The organism is Pseudomonas sp. DL, assembly GCF_047199225.1.
Classification (GTDB): Bacteria; Pseudomonadota; Gammaproteobacteria; order Pseudomonadales; family Pseudomonadaceae; genus Pseudomonas; species Pseudomonas aeruginosa.
In genome coordinates this window covers 3,010,413-3,027,676 of sequence record NZ_CP178323.1, presented here as the reverse complement: position 1 = coordinate 3,027,676, position 17,264 = coordinate 3,010,413, and the positions used below count along the sequence as shown (strand labels likewise).

Genomic DNA, 17,264 nt, shown 5'->3' with positions numbered 1-17,264 from the left:
GACACTTGTTATAACAAGTTATGCTGTGATGGTAAACGCCATGAACGATCAAGCGGAAATACCGAAAACGCATATGGATAGGCCGCCGCCCCGTGCGAGGTTCTCGCCGGCCAAAGGGCCAGCCCGCGGCGCGGACCGGCCCGCCCCCTCAGCGCAGCGGCCGCCAGAGGGTGAAGGCTACCGGCGGCGTCCAGCCGCTGTTGGAGGTGTGCGCCTGCAGGCAGAGATAGCGCAGCCCCTCGTAGGTCCCCCCATCGTCGACCCGATAGGCCTGGTTCTCCCGCCATTGCGGGAATTGCGGATCCACCGCCCCGCCGCTGGTGCTGACCTCCAGGCCTTCGCTGGGCAGCGACTGGTTGCCCTGGGTATCGGTGGCGGTGACGAAATAGCTGTAGCGGGTGTCCGCCGTCAGGCCGCTGTCGGTGGAACCCAGCGCGGCGCTCTGGCCAACCATGGCGCCGTCGCGATAGAGGCTGTAGTAATCGATCGGACGCTGCCCGCTGGAGGCGTTCCAGGCCAGCACCAGGCTGGTCTCGCCGCGCTCCAGCAGACGCAGGCCCTGCGGCGCCGCCGGGCGCTGGTCGCCGCCCTCGCCGTCATGGATGAGGCTGGCGTAGCGCTTGCGGAACTCCCAGTTGTAGCGCTCGCCGCGCTTGTTCAGGCCATCGTCCCAGTTCACCGACCAGGTCATCAGGCCCTTGATCGCGTGACCGGCGGCTTCCAGGCGACGAAACGCGTTGCTCACCGCGGCGGGATCGATCACGTAGCCGGTAGCCGCCGCATCGACGTTGCTCGGCAGGCCGATGGCCAGGCGCTGCGCCGGGATCCGCACGAAGTCGCGGCTGCCGGTGGCCAGGCTCTCGGTGAGGTAGTAGAGGAAGTCTTCTTTCATCGCGTCGTTGTTCTGCGCGATCCAGGCGCCCTTGCCGCCGTTCGCCTCCTGGACCCACAGGCCGTCGCCGCCCTGGTTGTAGTACTGCGGCGCGATGAAGTCGTAGACGCCTTCCAGGGCCTGCAGATAAGGCACGTACTTGCCGTTCTTGTGCAGATAGGGAAACTCCGGGGCCATGCTGACGATGAAGTGCTTGCCCTGCCCGGCGTAGTGCTCGCGCACCAGCTTGAGGGCCGCCGGCAGCACCCGCTGGTTGTCGGCCAGGTCGATGGCGCTCTGCTCGAGGTCGATGTCCAGGCCGTCGAAACCGTAGGTTTCCACCAGACGGACGATCTCGGCGGCCAGCGCCTGCTCCTGCCCGGCGTGCAACTCGATGTGCGCGTCGGCGCCCCCCAGCGAAATCAGCACCGCGCGGCCCTGGGCGTTGAGCACGCCGACCTGGCGGCGAAACTCCGCGTCGGACAGGTTGTATGGCTGGAAGGTCGGGATGCCGCGCCCTTTCATGAAGGCCACGGCGACCACGTTGTACTCGCTCGGCACGTCTTCCAGCGCGATGTTGGCGAACGAGCCCTGCTGGTAGCCGTCGGCGGCGCCGGCCGGCCAGTTGTGCCAGAAGCCCATGAGAATCTTCTTGCCGGCGATGCTCGGCATGGCCGCCGCGGCATCTTCGCGGGCCTGGTGCAACTGGGAAAAGTCGATCCTGATCATTTACCGCTCCTCGGATGAAGGTAGGAAACGCATCCGGAGGGGCTGTCCGACGAACCGCGCCGTGGCCGCCGCGAACGCTTAGAAAAAACAGGCGCGAGCGTCTACCACGGGGCATTCCGGCGTTTGTCGCGATCAGGGCGGGGGCATGGTTGCAGAGACGGCGGAAGGCTTCACCTACCACAATTGGCAGAGCCGCGGCGGCGATGCTCCGCGCCGGGTTCAACCGGCTTCGCTGAGTTCGGCGACCACCACTCCGGGAAGGTCTTTCAGCAGTGCCGGGGACAGCAGCAGCTTGGTCTCGCGGACCCCGGCGCCCATCACCACCAACGGCCGTTCGAAGACCGCCGCGTCGACCAGCAGCGGCATGCCTTCGGGCAAGCCGAACGCGGTGATGCCGCCGAACTGCATGCCGGTCAGCTCGGTGGCGACCTCGCGGGCGGCGAAGGACAGCCGGCGGGCCCCGAGCAGCGCCTTGACCGCGCCGTTCACGTCGAGCCGCCGCGAGCCCAGGTTGACCACCGCGGCATAGCCTTCGGCGCCGTCGCGCTTGTAGCGCAGGACCAGTGTGTTGGCGCAGTCCTCCAGGCCAAAGCCGTAGCGTGCGCTGAACGCCGCGGTGTCGGAATGCTCGTCGGCGACGCGGAACACCACCAGCTCGGCGGAAGGCAGGCCGCGCGCGACCTGCTCCGGCAGATGGCGGTGGTAGTCGGCCGGGGCGACGGCGTCGAGCCGGTGGCGTTGGGTGTATTCGCGCAGAACCATGGGCAACCTCGAATGAAGACGGACGGCACCGGCCCCTGCCGCCAGGCGGGCGGCAGGGGCCGGCGGTTCAGGTTGCCAGGTTCGCCGGCACGCCGCCAGGCACATCGGGCGCCAGGCGCTGCCGCAGGATCGCGCAGACCTCCTCCGCCGCCGTCACCACCAGGCCGTGGCCGCCGGCCAGGGTCTCCAGCTCGTAGCGGCTGGCGTGCCGCCGCCAGCCGTCGATGGCCGCCCTGGAGACGCCCGGGTCCTGCTCGCCGAGGATCGCGGTGATCGGTATGGCCAGCGGCTCGCGCGGGCGGTAGCGATAGTCGGCGGCCAGGCGCGAATCGGCGCGCAGGGTGGCCAGGCTGATCTCGCGCAGCTCCGGGTCGTCGAGCACTTCCAGCGGCAGCACGTCGTACTCGCGCAGGGTTCGCAGCAACTCGGCGTCGCCCATCGCATGGAAGCGCGGGTATTCCAGGTCCGGCCCCGGAGCGCGGCTGCTGATCACGAACAACTGCCTGGCGCGCAGGCCGTGCAGGCTTTCCAGGCGTGCCGCCAGTTCGTAGGCGAGCATGCCGCCGAGGCTGGCGCCGACCAGGGCGAACGGACGGTCGAGCAATGGCAGGAGCGCGTCGTCGATGGCACAGAGCATGGCCTCTACATCGGTGACGAATGGCTCGTCCTGGCGTTCCTGGCGCCCCGGATACTGGATCGCCAGCAGCTCCACGTCCGCCGGCAGGCGCGCGTCCCAACCGCGGAAAGTGCCGGCGTTGCCGCCCGCGGGCGGCAGCGCGATCAGGCGCAGGCGCGGCTGCGCGCTCCCGCTGCGCTGCAACCACAGGGCCCGGGCGCGCTCGGTGGCGGGCGGCAACGGCGGCGCGTCGGCGGCATGGCAGCGGCGCACCACTTCGCGGGCATCCGGATCGCCCTGCAACAGCCCCAGGCTCAGTTGCCTGCCGGTCAGCCGGCGCAATTCGGCGATCGCCTGCACGCCCAGCAGCGAATGCCCGCCGGCGCTGGCGAAGCCCTGGTCGGCCGCCAGCGGCCGGCCGAGCACCCGGGACAACACCTTGAGCACCCGCCGCAGCTCCACGCTGTCCTCGGCCTGGACCGCCGCGGGCGGCTGCGCCGGGTCCTCGAGCAGCGCCAGCAACGCCTCGCGGTAGGCGTCGGCCAATGCCTCGGCGCGCTCGGCGGGGAAACGTCCGGCGGCGTACTGGAAGCCCACCTCGAGGCGCTCGCCGGCCACCTCGAAGTCCACCGCCAGCGGCACGTCGACGTCCACCACCACCTGATCGAGGATGCCGCCGTGCCTTACTCCCGCCGCCGGCGCGGCGTCGTCCTGGTGGAAATCGACGAAGTTGAACAGGCTGTCCAGGCGCAACTCGCGGTTGCGCCTGCGAATCGCCGCCAGCGGATGGCGCCGATGTTCCAGGCTCGCGCGCTCGTAGTCGAATGCGCGACGGGCGCTGTCGAGCAGATCGACGGAAGCCGACAGCCGGCACGGCAGGGTGTTCAGGAACAGGCCGAGCAGGCGGTCCGCTCCCGGCTCCTCGGGGCGCCCGTGGCTGACGAAGCCGGTGACTACTTCATCGGCATCGCTGAAGCGGCACAACGCTCGGCCATGCGCCGCCAGCAACAACGAACGCAAGGGCAAGCCGCTGCGTTCGGCCAGGGCGCGCAAGCGCGACAGGCTGTCGGCCGGCACGTCCACGCGGACCGCCGCCATGCGCCGGGGTCCCTCCTCCGCCAGGCCGGGCAACGGCCGGTAGCGGGCGCCGGCCAGGTAGTCGAGCCAGAACAGCGCCGAGGCGGCGTTGGCCTCGGCCTCACGCTCCAGCGCCACGTAGTCGCGGAAGCCTACCGCGGGCGCTTCCGCTTCCCGCGCGACGACACCGGCGAGAAGGTCGGCGTAGACCGCCAGCAGCTCGTCCACCAGGCTTTGCAGGCTCCAGCCGTCCAGCACGCTATGGTGTTCGGCGACGCCCAGGGCGAAGCGCCGCTCGTCCAGCGCCAGCGCGGCGAGGCGCACCAGCGGTGGGCGGCTCCAGTCGAACGGGGTGGCCTGCTCTTCCTCGATCCAGGCACGCAGGCGCAGGCGCCGTGTTTCCCCATCGAGGCCACACAGGTCGTGCACCGGCACCTCGGCGGCGACCGCAGCGGCCGGGTGGACCCATTGCAGGGGAACCTGGCCACCGTGCAGATCGAAGCCGGTACGCAGGATCGCGTGGCGGCCGATCAGGATCGCCCAGGCGCGCGCCAGCAACTCGCTGTCCAGGCGTCCATGCACCTCGTGCAGGACGACGTTGTGCAACAGCCGTGGATCGCCGCTGGCCTCGCTTTGCAGGAGCATGCCCTGTTGCAGGCTGGTCATCGGATAGGCGTCGTCGAGCCCCTCCGGCAGGCGCTTGCGTTCCGCCGCCGACAACAGGACGAACGGCTCCAGGGCCCGCGGCGCCGAGCTCGCGGCCGCATCCGCCGGACTCGCCGGAGCGGCCAGCAGGCGCGCCAGTTCGCGGATGCTCTGGTGGTTGAACACGTCGCGCAGGGTAAAGGCAAGCCCCGCCTCGCGCGCCATGACCTGCATCTGGATCAGGCGGATGGAGTCGCCGCCGACCTGGAAGAAATTGTCGCTGATGCCGATCGCCGGGCGTTTCAGCACGCTCTTCCAGATCTCCAGCAGGGCCGCCTCGGTGGCATTGGCCGGCGCTTCCAGGGTCTGCGCGGCCGCCTCGGCGGCCAGCGCCGCCAACAGCGCGCGACGGTCGAGCTTGCCTTCGGCGGTCAGCGGCAGGCGTTCGACCCGGGCGATCCGGCTCGGCAGCATGTAGGCCGGCAGGCGCGCCTCGAGGAAGCCACGCAGGGCCTGCTCGCTCAGCTCGCCGCCGAGGGCCGCGGCGGGGCGCGGCGCGAGCGCGCGCCAGTCGATGCGCTCAGCCAGCGACTCGGCATAGCCCGGGCGCACCGCGTAGCAGTTGTAACGGTCGGTACCCTCCAGCAGCGCGTCCTGACGGATGCTCACCTCGAAGCCATGGCGGCGCAGCAGGTCGCTCAAGGCATCGGCGCGGCCGGCGGTGGCACCGTCGCGCTTGTCATGGACCTCCAGGACGATCTGCCGGACCTTGGCCAGCGCCGCATCGTCGAGACCGAGCAGCACATCCATTTCCGCGCGCTGCACGTCGATCTTCAGCAGGTCGATACGCTCCAGGCCCAGTTCGTCGATCACCTGGTCGAGGCGGCGCAGGCGGCAGCGGTGGGCTTCGGCGCGCAGGCGGTCGTCGAGGATTTCGTCGATGTTGTCCAGCAGCAGGTTGGCCCCGCCCTCCTCGCCCTGGTTGCTCAGGTAGCGTCGGATGACGTCGCGTTCGCCGCTGGCGTCGGCGTACTCGGCGATCCCGGAGAAGGTCGAGTAGCCCGGATAGTAGGTGAAGGTTTCCTCACGCTCGGCGTCGGACAGACCGATGCCGAATACCTCGACCTGCGGTGCGTAGCGTCCGAGGTTGGCCTCCAGGCGCCGGCGGATCGGTGCCAGCGGCTCGAAGGCGACCACTCGCGCGCGCGGCGCGCGGCTGGCGATGTACAGCGAGAACAGGCCGATGTTGGCACCGACGTCGAGGACCACCGCGTCCGGCGGCAGGACGATGCCGTCGCGGCTGTAGACCTCGTCGACGAAGATTTCCTGGTAGACGTACTCGGTTTCGTTGAGGTTCAGTCCGGCGACCCGGTGCCCGCTGGGCAGGTCGACTTCCAGCCAGGACTCGTCCGCGGTCTCCCCGGCGGCGGTGACGAAGGCGACGATCCGGCGATCCGCGCCCGGCTCGGCCGCATCGGCCTCGTCGGTGAGTACCGCCGCCTCGCCCACTGCCGGGTGTTCCAGCAACGCGCTGCGGATCTCGCCCAGTTCGATGCGGTAGCCGTTGATCTTCACCTGTTCGTCGATCCGCCCGAGGAACTCCAGGCAACCGTCGGCGCGCCAGCGCACCAGGTCGCCGCTGCGGTACAGGCGGCCGCTGCCCGGCCAGCCCTCCTCGAGGAAGCGCCCGGCCGCCTCGCCGGCGTCGCCGGCATAGCCGCGCGCCACCCCGGCGCCGCCGATCCATAGTTCGCCGCTGGCGCCACGGGTCTTGCGACGACCGAGGCCATCGACCACATGCAGATCGACGTTGGCCAGGGCGCGGCCGATGGTCGGCCGCGCATGCTCGGCGACCCGCGCCAGGCTGGCGTTCACCGTGGCTTCGGTAGGACCGTAGAGATTGAACACCTGGCAGCGGCGCCAGCCGGCGGCGACCTCCCAGGACGCTTCGTCGAAGCGCTCGCCCCCTACCAGGATGCGCCCGGGCAGCGCCGGGTGGGCATCGTCGAGGCCGGCCTGGAGCAGCAGGCGGAACAGCGACGGGGTGCAGTCGAGCACGTCGATGCGCCGTTCTTCGAGGAACCCCAGCATCCGCTGCGGATCGCTGCGCACCTCCTGCGGCACCAGGACCAGGCAATGGCCGGAGAGCAACTGGAGAATCTGCTTGATCGAGGAGTCGAAGGAGAACGGCGCGTTGACCGTCACCCGCAGGCCCTCGCCCACCACGTTCGCGTATACCGTGCGCGCCAGGGCCTGGGACAGGTTGAGCGCGCTGGCGTGCTCGACCACCACGCCTTTGGGCTGGCCGCTGGTGCCCGAGGTGAAGATCATGTAGGCCGCATCGCGCCCGCCCGGCGCCGGCAGGCTCATGCCGCTGCCGGCAAGCGGCAGCGTCGACAGGTCCAGGCAGGCCCCGGCGAAGGCCTCGCGGGCGCGCCCGGCGCACTCGGCATCGGCAAGGGCGAAGACGATCCCGCCCGCTTCGCGCATCCGCTCCACCCGCGCCGCCGGAAACTCCGGATTGACCGGGGTGTACACCGCCGCCGCGCGCATCACCCCGAGCAGGGCGACGATCGCCTCGCGGTTGCGCCCGGTCATCACCGCCACCGCCTGGCCGGGCCGCACGCCGGCAGCCAGCAGCGCTTCGGCGACCGCTTCGCTGCGCGCGCGCAGCGTGGCGAAATCCAGGCTGCCGTGGGCATCCAGCAACGCCGGCGCCTGCGGCTGCAGGGCGGCGCGCAGATCGAACGCGGCCACCAGGGATTCCACCGGCGCGGGCTCCACGCGCTCGCCCTGCCAGGCCTGGTAGCGCTCGCGCTCGGCCGCGCCGATCAACGGCAGCCCGGCCAGTGGCAGTTGCCTGTCGGCGGCGATGCTTTCCAGGCATTCGACCCAGGCGTCGAGCAAGCGCCCGGCCAGCGTTCCGTCATGGTCGCGGCGGACCCGCAGGCTGGCCAGCCGGCCTTCGCCGTGGGGCAGCACCTGCAACTCGAGGAACCCGCCCAGCGGCGGCTGACGGCAATCCAGCTCGGCCACCCCGGCGCCATCCAGTTCGCCCGCCAGCCAGGCGAAGCCCAACTCGGCGAGCGGCCAGTCGGGGGCAAAGGGATCGCGCAGGGCCGCTGCCTCCTCCTGGGCGAGGATCGCCGCCTGGAGGGCGTCGAGCCGCTCGCCGACGCTGCCCGCGCGGACATTCTCCAGGCACAGCGGCGCGACCCCGGCGAACGGTCCGGCCAGCTCGGCGAACTCGTTGAACAGGCGCCCCGAGACCAGTCGCGCCATTTCCAGCGGGAGGCCCTCGTCGCCCTGGAACTGCCCGGCGACCTGGGTCCAGGCCAGCAGGGCGGCCGCCTCCGGCAAGCCGTTGGCGGCCAGGCGTTCGAGCAGCGCGCGCGGCAGCAGGCGCCGCGCCGTCCACTCGCCTTCGCCCAGGTCGTCCGCCAGCGCCAGCGGACTCTCCGCCGCAACGGCCGCCTGCTCTCGCCAGTAACCGCTGGCGCTTTCGCCGTCTTCGCCGGCCAGCGCCTCGTTGGCCCACTCGGAGAAATGCTGGAACAGCAGCGCCTCGTCTCCCTCGTCCGCGCTCGCCTGGCCGGCCGGCCCCAGGCCGCGGCGCAGCAGCGCCACCAGGCTGGCCGCATCGACGACGAACGCCGGCGCCGCCAGCAACAGCCCCTGGAGCGTCTCTCCGGCGGCGTCCAGCAGCAGGCCGAGCGCCAGTACCGGCTGGCCTTCCCCGCCCAGGGGCGAAGCGGCGAGACGCGCGCTTTCGCGCGCGAAGCGTCCGGCCCAGTCGCCGTCTCCCGGCAGGCGCTCGACCAGCAGATCGGCCGCGCGCCCATCCAGTACCTGCACCGGCAGGCTCATGCCCGGCATCGTCCGGTAGGCCACGCGCAGTTGCGCCTCGCCGTCCAGCGCCCGGCGCAGCCGCTCCAGCGTCGCCACGGGATCGGCCGGGGCGTGCAGGCGCACGCCGACAACCGTATTTTCCGGCCGCTCGGCATGGCGGCGCCAGGCGCGGGTCTGCAAGGGAGACAGCGGGAATCCTTCGAGCGCTTCGCTCGCGGCCGGTTGCACAGCGGATTGCAGGTCTTCTGACGCACTCATGGCTATCCCTCGCACGGGTTCAGGGTTGGTGGACATGCAGGTCGGTCATCGCCACCAGCACCTTGCGCTCGCCGGTGTACGGCTCGCGGCCGTGGACGCTGATGAAGTTGTCGAGCATCAGGACATCGCCGCGCTCCCAGGCGAACGCGCGGGTTTCCTCGCGGTAGGCGGCGCGGATGGTGTCCAGCACCTCCGCCTCGATCGGGCTGCCGTCGCCGTAGTAGGCGTTGCGCGGCAGGCCCTGTTCGCCGACCTCGTCGAGCAAGGCCCGGGCCAGGGCCGGCGGCATGTTGGAGACATGGAACATGTGCGCGTGGTTGAACCACAGCGTCTCGCCGCTGAGCGGGTGGCGCACCATCGCCTGGCGTACCTGGCGGGTATTCAGGCGCTGGTCGTCGAGCCAGGTCCATTGGGTACCGGTCTGCCGGCAGTAGGCCTCGACCTCGGCGCGACTGTCGGTCTGGAAGCCTTCCTGCCAGGTCAGGTCGATCTCCGGCCCGTAGTTGCGCACGTAGCACACCCCATGGCGGAGGAAGCGCTGCCTGATCGCCTCGGGTATCCGAGCGCTGACCCGGCGCTCGTCGGCCAGGGGCGTGCGGCCCTGGGTGGCGGGCGGTGTCTGGCAGTAGAAGTGGATATAGCTCGGCCAGTTGTGCGAGTAGGACATCTCGTGGTGCGGCGGAATCCAGCCGTCCGGCGAGAACTCGGTGGAGGTGAACACCCGGTGCGCCACTTCCTGGCGTGCCGCCGCGCGCTCCAGGTAGTCGAGCATGTTCGGCGAAAAGCTTTGTACCGCCTGGGAGAAGCCCTCCGCTCCGTCTACCGCGAAGCCACGAAACAGGATGCCGCCATGCCGCAGCAGGCTGTCGCGCAGCCCTGCGCCGGCGGCGGCGATCCATTGCCGCAGGTCCATGCCCGGCTGGCGCGCGCGGACGATGCGCAGGTAGTCGTTGGCCGGGTCGAGCAGGCTTTCCTCCACCAGGTCGCCGGCCGAGAGCTGCCGGGGGCGCAGGCGCGGCGCGCTGAACGAGGCGCTCATGCGGCACCTCCGAGCGCCAGGCGCGAAGGTGTCGGCGGGACATCGGCGGGCGCCAGGCTGGAATACGGCGTGGACATGATGGTGAGGATCCGTCGCGGCCCGCGGAACGGCTCGCGGCCGTGCTGGGCGAGCATGTTGTCGAGGATCAGCACGTCGCCCACGCGCCAGTCGAAGCGCCGCGTCTCGCGGTCTATGGCGCTGCGGATGGTCGCCAGGGTCTGCGCCTCGATCGGGCTGCCATCGCCGTAGTAGGTCTGGTACGGCAGGTCTTCCTCGGCGACGCTGCGCAGCAGCGCATCGCGCAGGCCCGGCTCGAGACTGGTGGCATGGAAGAACATGCCGTGGTTGAACCACAGGCGCTCGCCGGTATACGGGTGGCGTTGGAACGCCGCGCGCCTCTGCCAGGTGCGCAGGTGCTCGTCGCCGATCCAGGCATGGGCGATCCGGTGCTCAGCGCAGAACGCCTCGACCTCGGCTCGGCTGTCCGTCTGGAACGCTTCGCGCCAGGACAGGCCGAGGCCGGCGCGGTAGTTGCGCACGTAGAGGATGCCCAGGCGCCCGAAGCGTTCCAGCAATTCGTCCGGCAGGTGGCGGAGCACCAGCCGGTTGGCCGCCACCGGGGTGGCGCCGCCCTCGAGCGGCGCGACCTGGCAATGGAACATGATGTACAGCGGCCAGTCGGCGGTATAGGACTGCTCGTTATGCAGGAAGATCGGCTGGTCCACCGGATGCTCGGTGGAGGTGTAGACCTCGCCGCTGACCTGGCTACGCGGCGAGGAACGCTCCTTGTAGTCGAGCAGTTGCGGGGCGAAGGCAGCGGCGGCTGCGCGGAAGCGCTCTGCCGAGTCGACCTCGAAGCCTCTCAGCAACAGGCCGCCAGCCAGGTTCAGGTCGTCGTGCAGGGACTGGCCCTGCTCGCGAATCCAGTCGGCCAGGGACAGGCCGGGAGCCTGTGCCTCGATCAGCAGCGGCAGGCCGTCGCGCTCCGCCGCCGGGCGCCGCACCAGCGCCTCGCTGCTGCGCGGGCTGAGATTGCGCGGCCGGGCGAAGCCGCGACCGGTGAGACTGGGAGCTGTTCGTTCCATCGCTGTTCTCCGTGGGAGGCTCGGGGTCGTCAGGAAGCGTTGCAGCCCTCCGGCGACATGCGTTTCGAGGTAGGTTCGCCGGCATTCGCCAGCAGGCGCCGCTCCCAGGCCTGGTGCAGGCGCTCGATGCGGTGCAGGTCGAAGATCGCGCTGGCCCCGGTCCAGACGGCCAGCCAACCCTGCGGCTGGTCTTCCAGCCACAGCGTCAGGTCCAGGCGCGCGCCAGGCACCGGGATGAAGTCGGCTTCGACGCGCACCCCGGCATCCACCGCCGGGGCCGCCCGACCGTTGTGCGCGCCGCAGGCGATGCGGATCGGCAGGCCGCTGGCGCCGCGCTGGCGCAGGGCCTGGGTCACGCATTCGAGGGGCACGTCCTGGTGTTCGAGCAGTTCCAGCAGATCATGGCCGACCTGGCGTAGGCGCCACTCCACGGACTGCTCCGGACGCAGGCCGACCGCCAGCGGCAGGAGGTTGACGAAGCAGCCGACCAGCCCCTGCATTTCCAGGCGCGAACGCCCGGCCAGGGCCACGCCGACGAGCAGGTCGTCGACGCCCAGTTCGGCGCCGAGCACTTCGGCGAAGGCCTGTAGCGCAGCACTGAACGGGCTTACCGAGGTGCGTTCGGCCAGCGCCCGGCAGGCGGCATGGACGGCGGCGGAAACCGGCAGGGCGAGGCGTTGGCCGGCGCGCCCGCCGCTCTCCTCCGGGCGCGCCGGCGCGGCGCCGGGAGCCTTCGCCAGCGGCAACAAACGCTCAGCCCAGCGCTTGGCGACGCGGTCCAGGCGTCCCGAGGCCAACGCCGCGCGCTCGCGGGCGGCAACCTGTTCCGGCGTGCTGGCGAGCACGCCCAGGCGACCGCCATCGAGCAGCGTCTTCAGTTCCGCGGCAAAGACCGCCAGCGACACATCGTCGAAGGCGTAGTGATGGACGCTGAGCAGGAGGTCGGCGCGCGCGCTGTCGCGGGTGACGACCAGCAGCAGGCGTGCCGGCGCCTCGTGGGCGAGGTCGAAGACTCGCGCGCCCTCACGGCGCACGCCATCCTCCAGCAACCGCTCGGCGTGGACGGCGTCGCTCGCCAGCAGGCGTTGCAGGGGCACCGCATGCGCCGCCAGCGCATGCGGCTGCGGCCCGTCGACGCCCGTTTCGACACGCCGGCGCAGCGCCACATGCCGTTCCAGCAACTGGCGCAAGGCCTGTTCGATGGCGTCGGCCGTGGCGCCGACTATGCGCAGGTGGGCCAGCAGGTTGTAGGAGGTGTCCTCCGGCGCCAGTTGCTGGGCCACCCACAGGCGCCGTTCGGCGAGGCTCAGCCCGGCGGCGCCGGCGCTCGGCTCCGGCTCGTCGCCCTCGGGCGCGGCCTGGCGCAGCAGTTCCAGCAGGGCCTCGGGGGTCGCCGGGCCACCGGCGAACGCCTGCAACGGTACGCGTCGGGACAGTCGCTGGCGCAGCGTCGCGAGCAGGTGCACCGCCCGCAGGGAATCGCCGCCGGCGGCGTAGAAGCCCTGTCCGGCGCGCGGCGGCGCACCAAGCTGCGCCTGCCAGGCCTGGTGTAGCGCCTGCTCCAGCGGATCGCTGGGCAGCGCCTGCGGCTCGGCGCCGGTCGCCTGGGGACGCGGCAGGGCCTTGCGGTCGATCTTGCCGTTGAGCGTCTTGGGCAGCTCCGCCAGGACCACGAACGCTGACGGCAACATGTAGTGCGGCAGACTTTGCCCAAGGTGCTCGTTCAGCGCCTGGAGCGGCGGGGCGAACGGCGCCGCCAGGTAGCCGACCAGCCGACGCAGGCCGGCGCTGTCCTCGGTGAGCATGGCGCAGGCTTCGCTCACCCCGGGAAAACTCGCCAGGCACGAGGCGATCTCGCCCAGCTCGATGCGGAAGCCGTTGAACTTGACCTGGTCGTCGAGCCGGCCGAGGTGTTCCAGCACGCCGTCCTCGCGCATGCGTACGCGGTCGCCGGTGCGATAGCGGCGCTCGCCGCTGCCCGGATCGACGCGGAAACGCTCGGCGGTCTGCTCCGGCTTGCCGAAATAGCCACGCGCCAGGCCGATGCCGCCGAGGTACAGCTCCCCGGCCACGCCCAGCGGCAGCGGCGCCTCGAAGCCGTCGAGCACCTCCACCGTGGTGCCGGGCAGCGGTCGGCCGATGGGCGGCTCGTCGAGCGCTTCGGCGTGCAGGTCCAGTTCGTGCACCGTCGAATAGGTGGTGTCCTCGGTCGGCCCGTAGAGATTGACCAGGCGCCGTACCTGGGGTTGGCCACGAATCTGTCGCACCAGGTGGCCGCGCAGCGGTTCGCCGGCCAGGTTCAGCGTGCGCACCCCACCCGGCAGGTCGCCGAGGGCGAGCAGCGCGGCACACACCGAGGGCACGGTATTGAGCAGGCTGATCTCGTCGCGGCGCGGGTAGTCCGGCAGGCTGAACAGATTTTCCACCAGGTGCAGCGTGCCGCCTTCGGCCAGGGTGCCGAACAGCTCGTAGACCGACAGGTCGAAGCACACCGAGGTCGCCGCCAGTACCCCGCTCCATTCTTCGGCGGCATAGTGCTGGCCGGCCCAGCGCAGGAAGGCATGGGCGCTGCCGTGCTCGATGGCGACGCCCTTGGGGCGTCCGGTGGATCCGGAGGTATAGATGATGTAGGCGAGGTGGTCGGCGCCGACCTCGCTCGCGGGCAGCGCCAGGTCGTTCGCCTGGTCGCCGCCCTCCTCCAGCGTCAGGCATGGCCGGCCCAGCGCGGCGACCCGCTCGCGGGTGCTCGCGTCGACCAGCACCAGCAGGCAGTCGGCGTCGTCGAGCATGTAGGCCACCCGCTCCTCCGGATAGGCCGGGTCCAGCGGGACGTAGCAACCGCCGGCGCGGAGCACGCCAAGCAGGCCGACCAGCAGGCCGCTGTCGCGCCGCAGGCAGACCCCGACCCGCTGCTCCGGAGCCACCCCGGCGGCGCGCAGGCGCACGGCGAGCGCGGCGCTTTCGCGCTCCAGCTCGGCATAGCTGAGGCTACGGTCGGCGGCGTGCACGGCGATGCGCTGCGGTGTGCGCCGCGCCTGGGCCTCGAACAGATGGTGGAGTACGCCGCGCGACGGGGCGGCCTGGGGCTCGCTGCGCAGGGCCTGCAAACGGCGCTCTTCGTCGGCGTCCAGCCAGGGCAGCCGGCCGACGCAGGCCTGGGCGTCGACCAGGCCGCGCGCCAGGCGCGCGAGATGGCCGGCGATACGCCGCAATTCGTCGTACTGGGGATCGCGCAGAGCCAGGCCGACGCTGCCGTCCGCCGCCAGCACCAGGGCCAGCCAGCCGGGGCTGCTCGCCGTCGGCCGCGCCGCCAGCACCTGGACCGCGCAGCGCCCGGCCAGGGCGGCGCGCTCCTGGCCGTCGGCGGATAGCTGCCGCCGGGCGTCATCGAGTTCTTCCGCCAGCCGCGCGCTACGTTCGGCGGACGACTCCATCGCCCGGTAGGAGGAACGCAGCAGCGCGGGCGCCTGCCGCCCGCGAACCGTGATCGGCTCGGGAAAGCCCAGGGTGATCTCTTCGTTGCCGTAGCGTCCCAGCAGTACCAGGAACGCCGCCAGCCAGTGCGCCGCCGGGAACGCTTCCGCGGCCGCCTCCGGCTCGAACCATTGCCAGGCGCAATGCGGGTCGCGCAAGGCGATTCGTCCCGGCAACTCCAGCCCCAGCGGGGCGCCTTGCAGGTAGCGCCGCTCCTGCGCAACCTCCGGGCGCACTGCGCGTCCCGCGGTCAGCGCCTTGCCCGACGAAAAGCTGCGTAACGGTAAGCCATGTCGCTCCTGCATCGCTCTCCCCCTTCCGAGGCTGGGCACCGAGCGAAAAACTCTTCACGAAATGGCGACGAGTTACGAGCTAATACAATTGATAGGGTGGTGACAGGTCAGGCCGAATGGTTTTCCGCGAGGATCGGGTACAGCGACGCGACCAACAGCAGCGCCATCCCTACGTTGAACACCCTCAGCCAGCGCGGATCGCGCAGCACGTTGCGCAGCATGCTGCCGAAACCGGCCCAGATTCCGATGGTCGGCGCGTTGATCAGGGCAAATACCGTCGAGATCACCACCACGTTGGTGAAGTAGCCCTGCAACGGCGTATAGGTGCTTATGGCGCCGACCGCCATCACCCAGGCCTTCGGGTTGACCCACTGGAACGCCGCCGCGCCCCAGTAGCTCAACGGCTTGCCACGTCCTTCCGGGTCGTTGCCGGCCGGGCCGGACGTGGCGATCTTCCAGGCCAGGTACAGCAGGTAGGCCGCGCCGACGTAGCGCAGGATGGTGTACAGCACCGGATAGGCCTCGAACACCGTGCCCAGGCCGAAGCCCACCGCCATCACCATGATGAAGAAGCCGCAACTGATCCCGAGGATGTGCGGGATGGAGCGGACGAAACCGAAGTTGACCCCCGAGGCCAGCAACATGGTGTTGTTCGGACCGGGCGTGACGGAGGTGACGAAGGCGAACAGGGAGAACGCCAGCAGCAGATCCACGGAGAGCGACATTCGTTCCATCCTTTGAAGTGGGTGCGGGCAAGACGTTACTCCGCTTTGCCGCCGCGCCAGCGCAACAGTTGCCGAGAAAGTTGCCGTAACACTCCACCCGTCCGCCGCCCTAGCGTTGCACTCCCCAGCGCTTCACCGTGAGGCGCTCGATGCTGCCGAACACCAGGTTCTCCACCAGCAGGCCGATCAGCACCACCACGGCCAGGCCGGCGAATACCTTGTCGGTGTACAGCTCGTTGCGGTTCTGGAAAATGTACCAGCCGAGCCCGCCCTTGCCGCTGCTCGCGCCGAACACCAGTTCCGCGGCGATCAGCGTGCGCCAGGCGAAGGCCCAGCCGATCTTCAGCCCGGCGAGAATCGACGGCAGCGCCGCCGGCACCAGGATCAGCAGGACGAAGCGCAGGCCACGCAGGCCGTAGTTGCGCCCTGCCATGCGCAGGGTCTCCGAGACACCGAGGAAACCGGCATAGGTGTTCAGCGCCAGCGCCCAGAGCACCGAATGCACCAGCACGAAGATCAGGCTGTTCTGGCCCAGGCCGAACCAGAGCAGCGCCAGCGGCAGCAGCGCGATCGCCGGCAGCGGGTTGAACATCGCCGTGAGGGTCCCGAGCAGGTCGCGGCCCAACTGCGTGGAGACCGCCAGGCTGGTCAGAACGAAGGCCAGGACGATCCCCAGCAGGTAGCCCTTGAACAGCACCAGCAGGGAGATCCCCGCCTTGGCCGGCAGTTCGCCGCTGGCCAGGCCCTCGCCGAGGGCCCTGGCCGTCTGCAGGAAGCCTGGCAGCAGCAGGTCGTTGCCCTGGACCCGCGCCGCCAGCTCCCAGGCCAGCGCCAGCAGCGCCAGGATCAGCCCCTTGCGCAGCCAGCCCTGTTGCCAGAGACGCTGGCTCAGGGGCAGGCGCCGCTCCAGGGAGACCTCCAGCAGGGGTTCGAGCTGGACTTCGTATTCTTCGCGAACGCGCGTGACTCGACTCATCGATCGATTCCTCTGCTCAATGGGCCAGCCGGATATCGGCGAAGTCGAGGGTCGCGGCCGCCGTCGGTTCGCCGCCCTCGTCGAACAGCAAGCGGTGGATGCGTCGCGCCGCGGCTTGCAGCGGCTCGCCGCCAAGGCTGTGCAGCCCGAACGGGTGGCCGTGCACTTCGGCCCGGACCCGCCCCGGGTGCGGCGAGAGCAGCAGGATGCGATTGCCCACCACCAACGCCTCCTCGATGGAATGGGTGACGAACAGCAGAGTGAAACGCACCTCTTCCCACAGGCGCAGCAGTTCCTCCTGCATCTTTCGCCGGGTCAGCGCGTCCAGCGCGGCGAACGGCTCGTCCATCAGCAGGATCTTCGGCTGCATCGCCAGCGCCCGGGCGATCGCCACCCGCGCCTTCATGCCCCCGGACAGCGTGTGCGGATAGGCCTCGGCGAAGCCCGCCAGGCCGACCTTCTCGAGGCATTCGTCGGCGCGTCGCTCGGCCTCGTCGCGCGTCACCTGGCCGGACACCCGCAAGGGGAACAGCACGTTCTGCCGTACGGTCTTCCATGGCGGCAACTGGTCGAACTCCTGGAACACCACGATACGGTCGGGGCCGGGCGCCCTGACCGCCTGTCCCTGAAGGCGGATCTCGCCCTCGCTGGGCGTGATGAAGCCGGCCACCGCCTTGAGCAGGGTCGACTTGCCGCAACCGGACGGGCCGAGCAGGACGAAGCGATCGGCCGGGTCGACTTCGAAGCTGACCCGCTGGGTGGCCCGCACCACGCGCGAGCGGGTGCGGTATTCGAGGCTGACTCCGTCCACCGCCAGCAGGGCGTCGGCGGGGAGCGTGGAAGGTTGGCGGGAGGCGGCGTTCAT

Annotated in this window: 9 protein-coding genes; all 9 read right to left on the bottom strand. The window is 70.6% G+C overall.

The features are described 5' to 3' along the window. Window positions 1-148 precede the first annotated feature (148 nt). Window positions 149-1,600, bottom strand: coding sequence for a carbohydrate-binding protein (locus ACI766_RS14060; protein WP_412828510.1), 1,452 nt, complete (start codon window positions 1,598-1,600; stop codon window positions 149-151). Window positions 1,601-1,819: 219 nt separating this feature from the next. Next, on the bottom strand, window positions 1,820-2,362 hold the full coding sequence (locus ACI766_RS14055) for a YbaK/EbsC family protein (RefSeq protein WP_003089366.1): 543 nt from the start codon (window positions 2,360-2,362) through the stop codon (window positions 1,820-1,822). 67 nt (window positions 2,363-2,429) lie between these two features. Then, on the bottom strand, window positions 2,430-8,807 hold the full coding sequence (locus tag ACI766_RS14050) for a non-ribosomal peptide synthetase (RefSeq protein ID WP_043088745.1): 6,378 nt from the start codon (window positions 8,805-8,807) through the stop codon (window positions 2,430-2,432). A gap of 19 nt (window positions 8,808-8,826) precedes the next feature. Further along, window positions 8,827-9,846, bottom strand: coding sequence for a TauD/TfdA family dioxygenase (locus ACI766_RS14045; protein ID WP_003113096.1), 1,020 nt, complete (start codon window positions 9,844-9,846; stop codon window positions 8,827-8,829). After that, window positions 9,843-10,931, bottom strand: a complete 1,089-nt coding sequence (locus ACI766_RS14040; RefSeq protein WP_003160283.1) for a TauD/TfdA family dioxygenase — start codon at window positions 10,929-10,931, stop codon at window positions 9,843-9,845. Before ACI766_RS14040 ends, ACI766_RS14045 begins: the two co-directional genes overlap by 4 nt. Window positions 10,932-10,960: 29 nt before the next feature. Further along, window positions 10,961-14,641: a non-ribosomal peptide synthetase gene (locus ACI766_RS14035; RefSeq protein WP_170955563.1), complete on the bottom strand. Its 3,681-nt coding sequence runs from the start codon at window positions 14,639-14,641 to the stop codon at window positions 10,961-10,963. 164 nt (window positions 14,642-14,805) lie between these two features. Continuing rightward, window positions 14,806-15,423, bottom strand: a complete 618-nt coding sequence (locus ACI766_RS14030; protein ID WP_003089383.1) for a LysE family translocator — start codon at window positions 15,421-15,423, stop codon at window positions 14,806-14,808. A gap of 109 nt (window positions 15,424-15,532) precedes the next feature. Then, window positions 15,533-16,399, bottom strand: coding sequence for an ABC transporter permease (locus ACI766_RS14025; protein WP_003117834.1), 867 nt, complete (start codon window positions 16,397-16,399; stop codon window positions 15,533-15,535). A 16-nt stretch (window positions 16,400-16,415) separates the two neighbouring features. Beyond that, on the bottom strand, window positions 16,416-17,264 hold the full coding sequence (locus ACI766_RS14020; protein ID WP_003113091.1) for an ABC transporter ATP-binding protein: 849 nt from the start codon (window positions 17,262-17,264) through the stop codon (window positions 16,416-16,418).

What these genes read in the sequence shown, in the direction of transcription:
- ACI766_RS14060 (WP_412828510.1), bottom strand. Translation starts at nt 1,600, where the DNA reads ATGATCAGGATCGACTTTTCCCAGTTGCACCAGGCCCGCGAAGATGCC.
- ACI766_RS14055 (WP_003089366.1), bottom strand. Translation starts at nt 2,362, where the DNA reads ATGGTTCTGCGCGAATACACCCAACGCCACCGGCTCGACGCCGTCGCC.
- ACI766_RS14050 (WP_043088745.1), bottom strand. Translation starts at nt 8,807, where the DNA reads ATGAGTGCGTCAGAAGACCTGCAATCCGCTGTGCAACCGGCCGCGAGC.
- ACI766_RS14045 (WP_003113096.1), bottom strand. Translation starts at nt 9,846, where the DNA reads ATGAGCGCCTCGTTCAGCGCGCCGCGCCTGCGCCCCCGGCAGCTCTCG.
- ACI766_RS14040 (WP_003160283.1), bottom strand. Translation starts at nt 10,931, where the DNA reads ATGGAACGAACAGCTCCCAGTCTCACCGGTCGCGGCTTCGCCCGGCCG.
- ACI766_RS14030 (WP_003089383.1), bottom strand. Translation starts at nt 15,423, where the DNA reads ATGTCGCTCTCCGTGGATCTGCTGCTGGCGTTCTCCCTGTTCGCCTTC.
- ACI766_RS14025 (WP_003117834.1), bottom strand. Translation starts at nt 16,399, where the DNA reads ATGAGTCGAGTCACGCGCGTTCGCGAAGAATACGAAGTCCAGCTCGAA.
- ACI766_RS14020 (WP_003113091.1), bottom strand. Translation starts at nt 17,264, where the DNA reads ATGAACGCCGCCTCCCGCCAACCTTCCACGCTCCCCGCCGACGCCCTG.